Raw genomic sequence first — 13,527 nt, forward strand, 5'->3', positions numbered from 1 at the left:
GATCCTCCTGAGCTCGTGCTGCCAGAAAGACCGGAGTCTATGGATGCCGGGGCTGGTTGTCGATCTGGCCGGGCAACCGGCGACGGCGGTGCCACAGCAGACCACCCAGCAGGGCCAGCACCGTCGCGCCGCTGAGCGCTACCACCGTCCAGAGCCACCCCGAGCCGGTGCGCGCCGGACCGCTGGCCGCCGCCGGGCGCGGTGGAATGGGCGCGGCCAGCGCGGACGGGGTCGCCGACGGTGTGGCGGTCAGCTCTCCCGGCTCGACCAGGCGGCCGACGCCCGCGTCGCGAGGCAGCGAGAAGCCCCAGTCCAGCAGGGCCGCGCCCTGCTCCCAGCCACGCATCGGAGTCGGCTCGGCACCCAGCAACGTCACCACCAACCGGCGGCCGTTCCGTTCCGCCGCGCCGACGTACGTGTGCCGGGCCAGATCGGTGAAGCCGGTCTTGCCACCCAACGCGCCCGGGTAGCGGTAGATGAGCTGATCGTCGTTCTGGATCTGGAAGCCCTTCGTCCGCTGGGCCGGCTGCGCCGGAATCGTCGCCAGTTCGGTGAGCGCGTACCGGCGGAAGGCCGGCTGGACGAAGCAGGCCCGGGCGATCAGCGCCAGGTCGTACGCGCTGGTGAACTGTCCCTTGCCGTCCAGACCGGACGGGGTGACGGCGTGCGTCTGGAGCGCACCGAGGTCGTGTGCCCGCTGGTTCATGGCGCGCACTCCCCCGGCGGCTCCATCGGGGCCGCCGCCCAGCCGGGCCAGCGCGTTCGCCGCCTCGTTGCCGGAGTTCAGCAACAGTCCCAGCCAGATCGTCTCGATCGTGTAGCGGCCACCCTCGACCAGGCCGACCGCGGAGGAGCCGGGCTCGATGTTCATGTCCGCCTCGGTGACCGTCACCGTCTCGGTCGGGTCGAGCCGGGGCATCATCGTGGCCACCAGCAGCAGCTTCTGGACGCTCGCCGGGGTGCCGTACTCGTGCGGGCCGCAGCCCCCGAGCACCTGACCGGAGTCCAGGTCCGCGACCAGCCACGACGTGGCGGTGATCGCCGGTGGCGCGCCCACACCGGCCGGCACGACCAGGCCGCTCGTCGCCAGCCCGGCGCCCCCGACCACCCGCGCCTCCGGCACGGCGGGCGGGGGTGACGGCCGCGGCGGCCGGGACACCGCCGGCGCCGGCGTCCGTGGGCACCGCACGGCCGGCCCGGCGGCAACCGCACCCGTGGCGGCGGCTTCCGTCGCGGCGACGGGCGTGGGGTCCGCCGCGGCGGCCGTGACCGGCGCGGCAGCGAGCAGGATGGCGGACGCCGTGACCGCCAGCAGCGCAGCTCTCATGTGCCCGACCCTAGACAACAAGATCGCCCGGCGGAGGCTGTTGGCCGCTGGACCATCCGGCGACGGACCGACGGCCCGTTCGGCCGGCCCTACGGTCGGTGCGCGTGCCGGCCCTCTCGCCTGGCCGGGCGACACCTGTGGTCAGACGATGTGGCGCAGCCAGCGCCGCTGCCAGGGCGTCTCGACCGCCTTCGGGTGGTAGCCCGCCCGGACCCACGACACCGCCCGCTCGGCCGGCAAGCCGTCGAGGATCGCCAGCGCGGCCAACGCCGTTCCCGTGCGGCCGACTCCGCCCCGGCAGGCCACCTCCACGCGCTCGCCGTCGCGTGCCCTCCGCAGCGCCGCGCGCAACGCGTCGAGTGCGTCCGCCCGGTCGAGCGGAATCCAGAAGTCGGGCCACCTGATCCGCCGGTGCGGCCAGGCCGGCTCCGGGCCGGGCGCCAACAGCAGCGCGAAGTCGGCCGACGAGGCGGTCGCGGCGATGCGGCGTCCACGCACCACCGTACCGCTCGGCAGGACGAGCATCCCCGACTGCTCCGACCAGGTCTGCGCGGCGGTCACCGGCACATTGTGCCGCGACCGGGGGCAGGCCGTCGTGCCCGGTGGGCACAGAAAAGCGCCGCCCCCGACCACGTGGGTCGGGGGCGGCGCCGGTGTCGGTGTGCAGGTCGCCTCTCGGCGAGTGGCGCGACGCGGCTCCAGCCGAACGGTATTCCGCGAGGGCTATGTAGGTGAGGCCCGGGGACACTGAGTCACACCGACACCGGTTACAACCAGCCGACGCCGCCCGGTGTTCCCGGGTGGGGATGCCGATGGCCGGCACCCCATCGGGTGCCGGCCATCGGTCGGGTCGTGCGATGGGTCAGCTGTTCCAGTACTGGCCAACCAGGTCGGCGGCCTGCTGCTCCCACTGGGCGTACGCGTCGGGGTACGCGGAGACCTGCACGGTCTGCGCGGCGTCGGTCAGCGGCATGTCCTGCCAGCCGTCAACCTGACGAAGGCCCTTGAGGAACGCGGTCGTCGAGTACTCCGGATCGGTGATCTGCTCCGGCGTGCCCCAACCACTGGACGGGCGCTGCTGGAACAGACCCAGCGAGTCGTGGTCGTTCATGTCCCCGAGGTGGCCCAGGTTCTCCAGCTTCGACTCCTGCAGGCTCGTCGCGATGGAGATGACCGCTGCCCGCTCGGGCAGGCCGGCCTTCTTCGTGGCCGCGATGATGGCCTTGGCGTTGTCGGTCTGCTCGTCGTTCAGGTCGATGTGCGACTGCTCGCCCTGGGTGCCGTGCGGGATCAGCTTGCTCGTGTCGGGCTTGTCGGCCTGCACCACGGCGACCGGCCGAGGATCGGTGCTCGGGGCGGCGACATGGGCGATCGGGCCGGCGAAGACACCACCGGCGAACGCGAGACCGGCAACGGACAGCATGCTCTTACGGAAGATCGTGTTCATGGGGGTAGCTCCTTCGGGGGTAGGAAACACCCGCCTCACCACAGGGGAACCGGTGACGCGGATGTGAGCACCTCGTCCGGCGCTGCACATAACACGGGGGAAGCTTTCGGGGCGGCGGCCCACGGGCGGAGGTGTCGCTCGGGGCACCGGGACCGTGTGGAACGACCGCCGGTCCGGGGTCATTCCCGAGCCCTCAGCGGGACCCGGAAGCGGACCCGGGGGCGGGCCTGCGGTCGTTCGGGGGTCTGCAACGACCTGGCCAGGCCGGCCATTCCCATGCCCGTCGAGCGGGCGGGGTGGCCGTGGTCCTGCGATCGTCAGGGTGTGTAACGACCCCGGGGCGGCCACGATTCCGGCCCTGCGGTGCACCCGGTCACACCTCAGACCGCCCACAACCGGACACCACGCCCGACGACCATCACCCTCCGGGTGCGGAGGGTGACGATCCGCCCGGGCCGGCCGATACCGCCTGGCCCCGAGTGATGGGGACATTCCGGCCCTAGGGCGTGCCCAGGTAGCGCAGGACCGCGAGGATACGGCGGCTGTAGCCCGTCGTGTGGGCGAGGCCGAGCTTGTCGAAGATGGCAGGCGGCGGGCTAGCTAGCGCTCGTCCGAGGCCCAGGAGGCACCCCGGTAGAGGGTGCCCCGACCATCGGGATCTGGCGTTGCCGCCGGTGGCGCATCGCGGCGGGAGAAATCCGAGTCCGATCCGGGCTTTCGGGCGGCGCGACGGGCCCTCAGCACCCGCGAGCCGACGAACCAGGCGACGGCCGCGACGCAGACGACGATCACGACGTTCTGGAGGGTGCCGACGTAGCCCTCGACGAGGTGCCAGTTGTCACCGAGCAGGTAGCCGGCGAGGACGAAGGTGGTGTTCCAGATCAGGCTGCCCAGCGTCGTGTAGAGCAGGAAGGTCCGCACCGGCATCCGCTCCACCCCGGCCGGGATGGAGATCAGGCTCCGGAAGATCGGGATCATCCGGCCGAAGAACACCGCCTTCACGCCGTGCCGGAGAAACCACGCCTCGGTCCGGTCGACGTCGCTGAGCTTCACCAGGGGCAGTCGGGAGACGATGGCGCGCATCCGGTCGCGGCCCAGGGACGCGCCGATCAGGTAGAGCGCCAGCGCGCCCAGCACCGAACCCAGCGTGGTCCAGAAGATCGCGCCGGCCAGGCTGATCCGGCCCTGCGCGGCCACGAAGCCGGCCAGCGGCAGGATGACCTCGCTGGGGATCGGCGGAAACAGGTTCTCCAGCGCCACCGCCAGGCCCGCGCCCGGCCCGCCGAGCCGTTCCACCAGATCGCTGACGTAGCCGACGATTCCGCCCTGCGGTGGTTCGGCCGCGGCGGTGGGGGTTCCGGTGGCGAGGACGGCGTGCGACGTTCGAATCATGTCCCCACGCTACGAACCGATCCTGAGAGTCGACCATGAGGCGGACCGTCCGACCCCGCGGGTCGCCCCCACCGGCGGGGGTGTGGAAAACCGCACCCCGCTGCGGCTCGCGGTGGCGCAGCCGCCGTGCGTACCCCTGGATGTCGCGCAGAACGCGCGGGCGCACGCCGACGCGGTCCGCGCGGCGCGCGCCCGGGTGGTGGTCTTTCCGGAGCTCTCCCTGACGGGGTACGAGTTGCGGGGCCCGACCGTGGCGGTGGACGACCCGCGGTTGACGCCGCTGGTCGACGCGTGCGCCGAGGCGGGCACGCTGGCGCTGGCCGGCGCGCCGGTGGCCGGGGACCACATCGGGGTGCTGGCGGTGACCGGCGACGGGGTGACCGTGGCGTACCGAAAGATGTGGCTGGGCGGCGTGGAGGCCCAGCGGTTCCGGCCGGGGGACACACCTGGCGTGCTCGATGTGGACGGGTGGCGGATCGGGTTGGCCGTCTGCAGGGACACCGGCGTCGCCGCGCACGCGGCGTCGACGGCGGCGCTCGGAATCGACGTGTACGCCGCAGGCGTGCTGGAGTCGGCCCGGGACGCCTCCGTGCCGGACGAGCGGGCACACCGGATCGCCACGACGCACCGGGTCTGGGTGGCGGTGGCGAGCTTCGCCGGGTCCACCGGCGGCGGCTACACCGAGGCGGCGGGGGGGTCGGCCGTGTGGACGCCGGGAGGTGACGTGGCCGCCCGGGCGGGCACCACGCCGGGCGAGTGGGCGGCGACGACGATCTCCTGAGGACACCGGGACGTCTTGTCGTACCGGTGCGGCAGGATCGGGCCATGAGCGCGATCCCCCCTCGACTGTCGGTGGTCACCCTGGGTGCCCGTGACCTGGGCCGGCTGCGGTCCTTCTACCGCTCCCTGGGCTGGCCCGAACTGCCGGCCAGCGACGACGGCTGGTCGGCGTTCCTGCTCGGCGGCGTCCTGCTCGCCCTCTATCCGCTGACGGACCTGGCGGCCGAGGCGGCACCTGGCGTCACCGATCCGGCCGGCGGCTGGTCCGGTGTGACGCTGGCCTGCAACGTCGACGGCCGCGCGGAGGTCGACGCGGCTTTCGCGGCGGCCGTCGCGGTGGGTGCGGCGGTCGTGGCGGAGCCGACCGATCGTTCGTGGGGTGGCCGCTCGGCGTACATCGCCGACCCGGAGGGCAACCGGTGGGAGATCGCCTGGGCGGGCACGGCTGTCTTCGACGAACGGGGCGCCCTGGTCTCCTTCGGCGGGTGAGCCGTGCCGTGGTTGCCCCCGGGCGAGGGCCTTGGCATGCTTCGGTCCATGACCATCTTCCCGCCGACCTTCGCCGACGACGTCGTCGATCAGCCAGCCAAGGAGCAGTTCGAGGCCTTCATCGACGAGCACCGCCGCGTTCTGGACGAGGCCCTGGACGGGCTGACCGAGGAGCAGGCACGCCGCTCCCTGGTGCCGTCGCGGACGACGCTGCTGGGTCTGGTGAAGCACGCGGCCTTCGTGGAGAAGGTCTGGTTCGACGAGGCCGTCACGTGCCGGTCGCGCGCCGAGATCGGCATCCCGGCGACGCCGGACGAGTCGTTCATCCTCGACGACGGCGACACGATCGCCGGCGTCCAGCAAGCCCACCGCGAGGCGTGCGAGGCGTCGCGCCGCGCGACGGCGTCGTTGGGCCTGGACGACGTGCTGCGCGGCAACCGACGCGGCCCGCTGCCGCTGCGCTGGGTCTACCTGCACGTGCTGCGGGAGCTGGCACAGCACTGTGGGCACGCGGAGATCCTGCGCGAGCAGATCCTGCGCGACTGACGCGCTCCCGCGCAGGTCGGTGCGGCGGCGGTGCGGCGCCGACGGTCCGAACTGGACGGATCAGAGCGCCAGCCGACCCTGGACGGTGTCGCCGAAGCGGCGCAGGGTCCAGCGGGCCGGCGGCCAGCCGCCGGTGTCGTGGTCGGTGACCCACTCGCTTATCGACGCCGGGGGCACGTCCAGGTCGAACGCCCGGAAGATCGGCTGCGCGGCCAGCGCGTGGAAGGCGCTCTCCACGGTCTCGCTGTGGCCGACCAGGACCACGGTGCCGCCCCGGTGCCGATGCGCGATCTCCATGATCGCGCGGCTGACGCGTACGACCAGTTCGGCCCAGCTCTCGTTGCCGTCCTCGAACGGGCGGAACACTCCCCCACCGGGCACCGCGTGCTCGGTACGGAAGCGGGCGACCGGCAGCCCGTCGGCGTAGGGCGGGGTGTGCCAGGTGCAGAGGCCGCAGTCGGCCAGCGGCCGGACGCCGAACGCCGCGGCGATGGGCTGCGCCGTCTCGACGGCCCGGCGCAGCACGGACGAGTACACCGCCACCGGCCCCTCGACGGCATAGTCGTCGACGAGCCGCTTGGCCAGCCGGTCGGCCTGGTCGTAGCCGAGCGACGTCAGCCCGCGGCACCCGTGCGGGCCGCCCACGATCCCGTCGACCTGGTGGACCGACTCACCGTGACGCACGAAGATCAGCCGTGTTCGCATCGGCCCATCATGCCAGCGACGCCCGCGGACAGATCAGCCGTCCGGACGAGACGACGGCCCTCAACCGGCGGCCAGGACCTCGCGCAGTCGTGCGGCGAACTGCTCGGGCTGGCCCGCGTACCCGAACTCCCCGCCGAGGAAGCCGCCGTGGTGACTCGGGAACACCACGGCCTCCTGGCCGAGCAGCGCCGCCGTGCCAAGAGCCGTACGCGCGGTGTAGGTGCCCGTCGACTCCACGCCGACCGCGATCACGATCCGGGTCGACGCCGCCGTGAGAACGCCCGCGTCGGGGCGGTAGTCGGTGATCGCCCACGAACTCTTGGACAGCAGTGGATTGTCGCGGCTGCCGTCGTCGTCGGTGGGCATGCCGACCATGGCGGGGTCGGGCGCGGGCTGGGCGAAGTAGGCGTCGGTGAACTCGCCCTGCCACGACGTCATCGCGATGAACGCGGCCATGCCGTGGCCGAAACCCTTCGCCTGGTACGCGTCGTAGAAGCCGGCACGAGCGCGTTCGGCCGCCGTCGCGTCCGGGAGCACCGCGTTGATCGGCGGCTCGTGCGCCACCAGCGTGACGACGTCAGCGGGGTGGGTCGCGACGAGTTCGAGTGCGGTCACCGCGCCGCCGCTGCTGGCGAGCACGTCCACCGGGCCGGCGTCGAGCGTCTCGATGAGCAGGTGCAGGTCTGCCGCCTGCTGCTGCGGCGTGTGGTCGGACCGGCCGTCGGTGCGGACGCTGCGGCCGAGACCGCGCGGGTCGTACGTGACGACGGTCCGGTCCGTGAAGTGCGGGGCGAGCGCGTCGAAGCCCTCCGCCGTCATCGGCTGACCGATCATGAGCAGCGCGGGACGCCCGTCGGCCGGGGGCAGCGGACCGCGGACGTCGTAGACCAGGTCGACGCCGGGTACGGCAAGGTGGTGCGTCTGCTTCGTCGTCATTCGGGTGAGACTACGACGGGTGGGACCACGACAGATGCCCTCAGTCGTCGGCGTGTCCGGCGGACAGCCCACGGGTCTGGTATAGCAGCGCGTCGAGCTGGGCCCCGATCTGCTGCGGCAGCCGGTTACGGTCCACCAGTTCGGTGATCGTGCGCCGCAGGTCGGCGATACGCCGCTCGCGGTCCCGGGACCGTCGGTTCACGTCGGCGAGATCGTCGCGAAGGTCCTCGGCGGTCCTGCGGTCGACGTCGCCGCGGGCCACCGCCGCGGCGAGCACCTGCGTGAACTCGTCGCTGACCTGCTGGAAGCTGACCGGTACCTGCTGGCCGACGGTGGACGGGGCGGCGCTGCTGACCCTGGGCGACGGGGAGGCCGGCGGCGTCGGCTTCGGTGACTGCGTGCGGGGCGGTGGCGCCGGTGTGGAGCGCGACGGCGACGCCGCGACGGACCCGGGGCCGGGGGTGTCGGGCGCCCCGAAGCCCTGCGTGAGCAGCGCGCCGAGGCCCACCAGCACGGCGAGGCCGGCCGCCACGACGAGCGCCAGGGGCCGGCGCGAGCGGCGTCGGGCCGGCGTGGCCGCTACCGGTGCCGGGCGGGCGGCCGAGCGGTCGATCAGGGTGGGCGGATGGAACGCCGGTGTCGGCGGGACGATTCGCAGCAGCTCGGTGGGTGGCTCGACGGGCTGACCCGCGCCGAACCGGCGGGCGAGTTGCGCCGCGCTGGGCCGTCTGCCCGGGTCGGCGGCAAGGCAGGCGAGGGTCAGCTCGGCGATGTCGGCGGGCAGGCCGGTCACGCGCAGCGGCGGCACCGGTGTGCCGCGCCGGTGCACCTCGAGGGCGTCCTCCCAGCTCTGCACGGGCAGCGGCGCCGCCCCGGTGAGCGTGCGGTAGAGCAGCGCGCCGAGGGCGTACACGTCGCTGGCCGGGTCGGGCGGGCCGGCGGCGAGACGTTCCGGGGCGAAGTAGGCGGGTGTGCCCATCAGCGGCTCGCCGGACTGGCTGTCGAGCCCACCGAGCGCGGCGATGCCGAAGTCGAGCACCTTGGCACCGGTGTCGGTGAGCATGACGTTGCCCGGTTTCACGTCGCGGTGCACCACCCCGATGCGGTGCGCGGCGGCCAGCGCGGCGGCGATGTGCCCGGCCACACGCACCGCCTCCGGCCAGGGCAGCGGGCCGGAGCGCAGCCGGTCGGCCAGGTTGTGGCCCTCGACCAGCTCCATCACCAGGTACGGGACGACGACGCCATCGGCCAGGGTCGCCTCGGCGTAGTCGTACACCTGGGTGACGTGTGGGTGGGTCAGCCGGGCGGCCGCGCGGGCCTCGCGCTGGATGGTGGCCCGCAGGTGCGGGTCGGCGGCGAGCTGTCCGGCGAGCACCTTGATCGCCACCGGACGGCCCAGGACCTCGTCGTCGGCCCGCCACACCTCGGACATGCCGCCGAGACCGATCCGCTCGTGCAGGACGTAGCGGTCGTGGAGGCGGAGGGTGGGCGTGAAGGGTGACATGGCCAGACCAGTCTGCCTGGTCAGAAGCAACTCGACCACTCTGCGTGCCCGGACCAGCACTGTTCGTCCCCGAAGTGCCGGAATGGGCGGTGATCCCCTCCGCGACGAACCCGCGAGCCTCCGGCCATGCTCAGTGCGGGTAGGTCTCCTCCAGCAGCCGACCCAGGATCTCCGGCGTACGCTCCGGCGGCTCGGCCTCGACGCACAGCCGCTCCATGGCCACGGCGTAGTTGTCGAGGTCGTCGCGCTTGTCCAGGTAGAGGGCGCTGGTCAACTGCTCGATGTAGACGATGTCGGGCAGCTCCTGGTCACCGAAGCGCAGGATGGTGAAGGCGCCGCCCGCCGCCGCGTGACCACCGGCGGCGAAGGGGATGACCTGGAGTCGGATGGTGGGCGACTTGGTCGCCTCGATGAGTGCGGTGAGCTGGCCCCGCATCACCTCGGACCCGCCGATCGGACGGCGCAGCGCCGCCTCGTCCACCACGGCCCAGAGCAGCGGAGGGTTGTCCCGGTGCAGCAGTTGCTGGCGCTGCATCCGCAATGCCACCCGGCGGTCGATCTCGGCGGCGCCGGCCGCGCCGTGCCCGAGCAGCACGACCGCCCGGGCGTACTCCCGGGTCTGCAACAGGCCGGGGACGAACTGCACCTCGTAGCTGCGGATCAACGCCGCTGCGGCTTCCAGGCCCAGGTACGACTGGAACCAGCTCGGCAGCACGTCGCCGTACCGGTGCCACCAGCCGGGGCTGTTGGCGTCCCGCGCGAGCTTGAGCAGCGCCTCGCGCTCTTTTTCGTCGCTGACGCCGTAGAGGGTGAGCAGGTCGGCGACGTCGCGTTCCTTGAAGCCGACCCGGCCCAGCTCCATGCGACTGATCTTCGACTCGGAGGAGCGGATCTCCCACCCGGCGCCCTCCCGGGTCACACCGCTGGACTCCCGCAGCCGACGTAGCTGGGCGCCGAGCAGGATGCGCAGCACCGTGGGCCCGGTTGTCGGGCCGCCCTCGGCGGGAACCATCGTCACGTGCGGACCTCCGGATACCGACGACGCGATCGGGCACCGAGCCCGACCGACGTGTAAGCATGCCATGGACCGACAGTGAGGTGAACTCCTCCGGACCGGCGATTCAGTCCCATCGCCGGGACATCCCTGCGCGACCGGTCAGTCGATCAGGTGATCGAAGTCCCCGTCCCGGGCCCCGAGGACGAAGGCGGCGATTTCGTCCACTGTGTAGATCAGCGCCGGCCCCTCCGGGTGACGCGAGTTGCGGACGGCGATGCCGGCGCCCCCGGGCAGTTCGGCGAGTTCGACACAGTTGCCGCTCGGGTTGCTGCGGCGGCTCTTCTGCCAGCTCAACGGGGGCAACTGAGTAATCGGAACGCCATTGGGTGGCTGCTGCATGGGAGGCGTCTTTCTGCTCACGAGCCCGCCGGTGGCCGTGGGAGGAGCGGTGACGGCGAGGGGTGCGGTATCAACATTGGGCCGTGCTGCACGTGCATCTGCTATTGCATCTGCACTTGATCGCGAGCATGATAACGCACGTGTTCGGTGCTTATCCGTTCACTTTGCGTTACCCCGAGCGGGGTGACGACCAGGGAAAACTGGCCCTGACGCGGCACGCGCGCCGCGTGGACCGAAGGCGGGAGGCGGTCGCGGCGATGGGAGGACTCCTGCCGGATCCGATGAGCGTCGCCTCCGGCGTCTGTGCGGCGGGGGCTCTGCTCTCCTCCTGGCAACTGCGCCGCCGCGCCGTGCGGGCCGAGGCCGAGATAGAGCACCTCCAGGCCGAACTGGCCGCCGAACGGCACGCCGCCAGCCACGACCCGCTCACCGGTCTGCCCAACCGGCGTGCCTTCTACCGCCTCGCGGCCGCCCTGCTCACCAACGCCGACGGCCAGCCGCTGATCGCGATCGTGCTCGACCTCGACGACTTCAAGCAGATCAACGACCGGTACGGGCACGCCGCCGGCGACCAGGTGCTGATCAGCGTCGCTGAACGACTGGCCGGGTTCGCCGGCGACAACCTCGTCGCCCGCCTCGGCGGCGACGAGTTCGCGGGGCTGCTCGCCAGCCCGACCGTCGACCGACGCTGGATCGAGCACGCCACCCGACGCCTCAGCGAGACCGTTGCCGCACCGATTCGCCTGAGTGGGTGCAGCGTCCGGGTGACCGCGTCGGTGGGACTCGCCCCGGTGAGTGGCCCGGCCCAGCTCACCGACGCGCTCAGCCGCGCCGACGCGGCCATGTACCAGGCGAAGAGCCTCTCCGGCCCGCGGGCGCCGCGCCAACTCGTCGACAGCGCCCGCTTCGGGGAGTAACGACTCAGGTGGCGCTCGCGCCGAACCACCGGCGCAGAGGTCCCATCAGGTCGGCCTGCTCGTCACCGACCCACGCGACGTGTCCGTCGGGGCGCAGCAGCACCGCGGGTACGTCCAGCTCGTCGCCGACGTCGACGACGTGGTCGACCCGATCCGTCCACCCGGCGGCCGAGAGTCGACCCGTCCCGTCGAGCAGCAGCCCCCGGCCGGCGCGCATCAGTTCGTAGAGACGTCCCCGCGTGAGCCGCACGTCCCGCAGGTGCCGGCCGAGCAGTTCGTGACCCGCGCCGAAGTCGTAGCGGACCCCGATCGCGGTGACCTTCTCGATCAGGTACCGGTTCACGTCCTCGAAGTCCATCAGCTCCGACAGGAGGTGGCGTACCGCCTGCGGTCCCGGGTCGGGTGACAGCAGGAACATCTGCGCACGGGTGTTGACGAGGACGTCCGCGGCCACCGGGTGCCGCTCGGCGTGGTAACTGTCCAGCAGCCCGTCGGGCGCCCAACCGTTGACCTCGGCGGCCAGTTTCCAACCGAGGTTGACCGCGTCCTGGATGCCGAGGTTCAGGCCCTGCCCGCCGGTCGGTGGGTGGATGTGCGCGGCGTCGCCGGCCAGCAGCACCCGGCCGACCCGGTAGCGCTCGGCCAACCGGGTGGCGTCGCCGAAGCGGGAGAGCCAACGCGGCGAGTGCACGCCGAAGTCGGTGCCCGCGTACGCCCGCAGTTGCTGTCGGAACTCCTCGATGGTCGGCGGGACCGTGCGGTCCTCGGCAACCCCCTCGGCGGGCACGAGGACCCGGTACACGCCGTCCCCGAGCGGCCCGAGGCCGAATCGGAGGTGGGTCCTGCGGACCTCGGCCACCACGTCGGCCACCGTCTGCGGGGGTACGCCCACCTCCATCTCGCCCAGGAGCGAGTCGACCCGGCTGGGTTCGCCGGGGAAGCCGACACCGAGCAGTCGACGGACCGTGCTCCGACCGCCGTCGCAGCCGACGAGGTAGCGCGACCGCAACCGCGTCCCGTCGGCCAGCTCCACCGCCACCCCGTCGTCGTCCTGGCGCAGTCCGACCACCTCGCCGCCCCGCCGGACCTCGACGCCGACCTCGACGGCGTGCTCGGCCAGGAGGCGGTCGGTGACGGTCTGCGGGATGCCGAGGACGTACGCGTGCGCGCTGTCGAGGCCACTCGGCGGCGGCTTGGGGATCGCGGCGAAGTAACCCCCGAGCGGGTGCCGCGTACCCAGGGCGAGGAAACGCTCCAGCAGACCGCGCTGGTCCATCACCTCGATGCTGCGCGCGTGCAGGCCGAGCGAACGGACGTGACGGGTCGGCTCGGTGTCCTTCTCCACCACCACCACGTGCACGTCGTGCAGCCGCAGCTCACCGGCGAGCATCAGACCGGTCGGTCCGCCGCCGACAATGATGACATCGATCACGATATCCCCCGATTTTCCCAGGTTTGGGCTTCGGGTGGAGATTCTGCGGCACGACGGGGGTCTTGCCGCAAGACCCCCGGTGCGATATACGTTAGAAGTGGCAGGGAGTTCGATCTCCCTGCCTGTGTCGTTTCTGGAGCCTCTCAGGCTGGGTTACGCAGCGCGGTGTCGGCGAGGGTGACCAGGCCGACCGGCGACACGAGACCACTGACGATCCGGGCGGCCGTCGCGCGATCGTCAGGGCTGCCGGTGGGGTCCAACGCCTGGCGGGTCCAGTCGCTGAGGTCGTCGAGCGCGCGTACCGCGAGGAACCAGGCCAGCCGCGCCGCATCGATGTCGACCGCGCCGTACCCGGCGAGCACGGCCCGCTCCTGGTCGGGGGTGATCGGCGCGAAGGCGAGCACCCCGCCCACGACGAACATCAGGTCACACTCGCGCGGGGCGAGCAGGGCGTCGTCCCAGTCGACCAACCAGACCTCGTCGTCCGGGCCGAGCAACACGTTGCCCAGATGGGGATCGCCGTGGCAGACCACCACCGGCCCCGCCCGGTCACCGGCGAGCCGTTGGACCCCATCGAGCAGGGTGGACACCCGGTCGGCGTTCGCCGCCCCCACCCCTGCCCCCCACCCGTGTTGATCAAGAGGTTCGCGTCACGA

General features: G+C 72.4%; 15 protein-coding genes. 4 read left to right on the forward strand and 11 right to left on the reverse strand.

All coding sequences use genetic code 11. The features are described from left to right. Positions 1–37: 37 nt before the first annotated feature. The 4 genes from ABZV06_RS05665 to ABZV06_RS05680 form a co-directional block, all read right to left on the reverse strand. Entirely contained in the window at positions 38–1,327 is a 1,290-nt protein-coding gene (locus ABZV06_RS05665) for a D-alanyl-D-alanine carboxypeptidase (RefSeq protein WP_355233122.1), read from the reverse strand. Between the two features lie 141 nt (positions 1,328–1,468). Beyond that, the gene (locus tag ABZV06_RS05670) at positions 1,469–1,852 is read right to left on the reverse strand and encodes a protein-tyrosine phosphatase family protein (protein WP_355233670.1); all 384 of its coding nucleotides are present in this window, start codon (positions 1,850–1,852) and stop codon (positions 1,469–1,471) included. 337 nt (positions 1,853–2,189) lie between these two features. Further along, positions 2,190–2,774 (reverse strand): hypothetical protein, encoded by a 585-nt coding sequence (locus tag ABZV06_RS05675; RefSeq protein WP_355618944.1) that lies wholly within the window; start codon positions 2,772–2,774, stop codon positions 2,190–2,192. Between the two features lie 600 nt (positions 2,775–3,374). Beyond that, the gene (locus ABZV06_RS05680) at positions 3,375–4,166 is read right to left on the reverse strand and encodes a DedA family protein (RefSeq protein WP_355618947.1); all 792 of its coding nucleotides are present in this window, start codon (positions 4,164–4,166) and stop codon (positions 3,375–3,377) included. A gap of 82 nt (positions 4,167–4,248) precedes the next feature. On the opposite strand from ABZV06_RS05680, the gene ABZV06_RS05685 reads away from it, so the two are divergent. From ABZV06_RS05685 to ABZV06_RS05695, 3 genes are read left to right on the forward strand one after another with little or no spacing between them, the layout of a single operon-like run. Further along, a complete protein-coding gene (locus ABZV06_RS05685; RefSeq protein ID WP_355618979.1) occupies positions 4,249–4,947 on the forward strand; it encodes a carbon-nitrogen hydrolase family protein in 699 nt (232 codons plus the stop codon). A gap of 44 nt (positions 4,948–4,991) precedes the next feature. Beyond that, a complete protein-coding gene (locus ABZV06_RS05690; protein WP_355233119.1) occupies positions 4,992–5,435 on the forward strand; it encodes a VOC family protein in 444 nt (147 codons plus the stop codon). Between the two features lie 48 nt (positions 5,436–5,483). Then, a complete protein-coding gene (locus tag ABZV06_RS05695; protein ID WP_355233118.1) occupies positions 5,484–5,981 on the forward strand; it encodes a DinB family protein in 498 nt (165 codons plus the stop codon). Between the two features lie 60 nt (positions 5,982–6,041). Here ABZV06_RS05695 and ABZV06_RS05700 read toward each other — a convergent pair whose 3' ends face one another. The 5 genes from ABZV06_RS05700 to ABZV06_RS05720 all read right to left on the reverse strand — a co-directional run bounded on the left by ABZV06_RS05700 (position 6,042) and on the right by ABZV06_RS05720 (position 10,522). After that, a complete protein-coding gene (locus ABZV06_RS05700; protein WP_355233117.1) occupies positions 6,042–6,686 on the reverse strand; it encodes a histidine phosphatase family protein in 645 nt (214 codons plus the stop codon). A 60-nt stretch (positions 6,687–6,746) separates the two neighbouring features. Then, a complete protein-coding gene (locus tag ABZV06_RS05705; RefSeq protein ID WP_355618950.1) occupies positions 6,747–7,622 on the reverse strand; it encodes an alpha/beta hydrolase in 876 nt (291 codons plus the stop codon). A 40-nt stretch (positions 7,623–7,662) separates the two neighbouring features. Next, positions 7,663–9,126 (reverse strand): protein kinase, encoded by a 1,464-nt coding sequence (locus ABZV06_RS05710; RefSeq protein ID WP_355618953.1) that lies wholly within the window; start codon positions 9,124–9,126, stop codon positions 7,663–7,665. 130 nt (positions 9,127–9,256) lie between these two features. Next, a complete protein-coding gene (locus ABZV06_RS05715) occupies positions 9,257–10,144 on the reverse strand; it encodes a helix-turn-helix transcriptional regulator (RefSeq protein ID WP_355233114.1) in 888 nt (295 codons plus the stop codon). Between the two features lie 138 nt (positions 10,145–10,282). Next, on the reverse strand, positions 10,283–10,522 hold the full coding sequence (locus tag ABZV06_RS05720) for a DUF397 domain-containing protein (RefSeq protein ID WP_355233113.1): 240 nt from the start codon (positions 10,520–10,522) through the stop codon (positions 10,283–10,285). Positions 10,523–10,791: 269 nt separating this feature from the next. Between ABZV06_RS05720 and ABZV06_RS05725 the strand changes: the two genes are divergently transcribed. Then, positions 10,792–11,439 carry a GGDEF domain-containing protein gene (locus tag ABZV06_RS05725; RefSeq protein WP_355233666.1) on the forward strand — a complete coding sequence of 216 codons (648 nt, stop codon included), beginning with the start codon at positions 10,792–10,794 and terminating at the stop codon, positions 11,437–11,439. A gap of 4 nt (positions 11,440–11,443) precedes the next feature. On the opposite strand, the gene rox is transcribed toward ABZV06_RS05725, so the two are convergent. Together rox and ABZV06_RS05735 are read right to left on the reverse strand one after the other, a co-directional pair. Further along, positions 11,444–12,871: a rifampin monooxygenase gene (gene rox / locus ABZV06_RS05730; protein WP_355233112.1), complete on the reverse strand. Its 1,428-nt coding sequence runs from the start codon at positions 12,869–12,871 to the stop codon at positions 11,444–11,446. A 143-nt stretch (positions 12,872–13,014) separates the two neighbouring features. Beyond that, positions 13,015–13,485 carry a phosphotransferase gene (locus tag ABZV06_RS05735; RefSeq protein WP_355618956.1) on the reverse strand — a complete coding sequence of 157 codons (471 nt, stop codon included), beginning with the start codon at positions 13,483–13,485 and terminating at the stop codon, positions 13,015–13,017. Between the last annotated feature and the right edge of the window lie 42 nt (positions 13,486–13,527).

This window comes from Micromonospora sp. NPDC005172 (assembly GCF_040608555.1).
GTDB lineage: Bacteria > Actinomycetota > Actinomycetes > Mycobacteriales > Micromonosporaceae > Micromonospora.

What these genes read in the sequence shown, in the direction of transcription:
- ABZV06_RS05700 (WP_355233117.1), bottom strand. Translation starts at nt 6,686, where the DNA reads ATGCGAACACGGCTGATCTTCGTGCGTCACGGTGAGTCGGTCCACCAG.
- ABZV06_RS05695 (WP_355233118.1), top strand. Translation starts at nt 5,484, where the DNA reads ATGACCATCTTCCCGCCGACCTTCGCCGACGACGTCGTCGATCAGCCA.
- ABZV06_RS05665 (WP_355233122.1), bottom strand. Translation starts at nt 1,327, where the DNA reads ATGAGAGCTGCGCTGCTGGCGGTCACGGCGTCCGCCATCCTGCTCGCT.
- ABZV06_RS05710 (WP_355618953.1), bottom strand. Translation starts at nt 9,126, where the DNA reads ATGTCACCCTTCACGCCCACCCTCCGCCTCCACGACCGCTACGTCCTG.
- ABZV06_RS05690 (WP_355233119.1), top strand. Translation starts at nt 4,992, where the DNA reads ATGAGCGCGATCCCCCCTCGACTGTCGGTGGTCACCCTGGGTGCCCGT.
- ABZV06_RS05705 (WP_355618950.1), bottom strand. Translation starts at nt 7,622, where the DNA reads ATGACGACGAAGCAGACGCACCACCTTGCCGTACCCGGCGTCGACCTG.
- ABZV06_RS05675 (WP_355618944.1), bottom strand. Translation starts at nt 2,774, where the DNA reads ATGAACACGATCTTCCGTAAGAGCATGCTGTCCGTTGCCGGTCTCGCG.
- ABZV06_RS05670 (WP_355233670.1), bottom strand. Translation starts at nt 1,852, where the DNA reads ATGCTCGTCCTGCCGAGCGGTACGGTGGTGCGTGGACGCCGCATCGCC.
- ABZV06_RS05720 (WP_355233113.1), bottom strand. Translation starts at nt 10,522, where the DNA reads ATGCAGCAGCCACCCAATGGCGTTCCGATTACTCAGTTGCCCCCGTTG.
- ABZV06_RS05680 (WP_355618947.1), bottom strand. Translation starts at nt 4,166, where the DNA reads ATGATTCGAACGTCGCACGCCGTCCTCGCCACCGGAACCCCCACCGCC.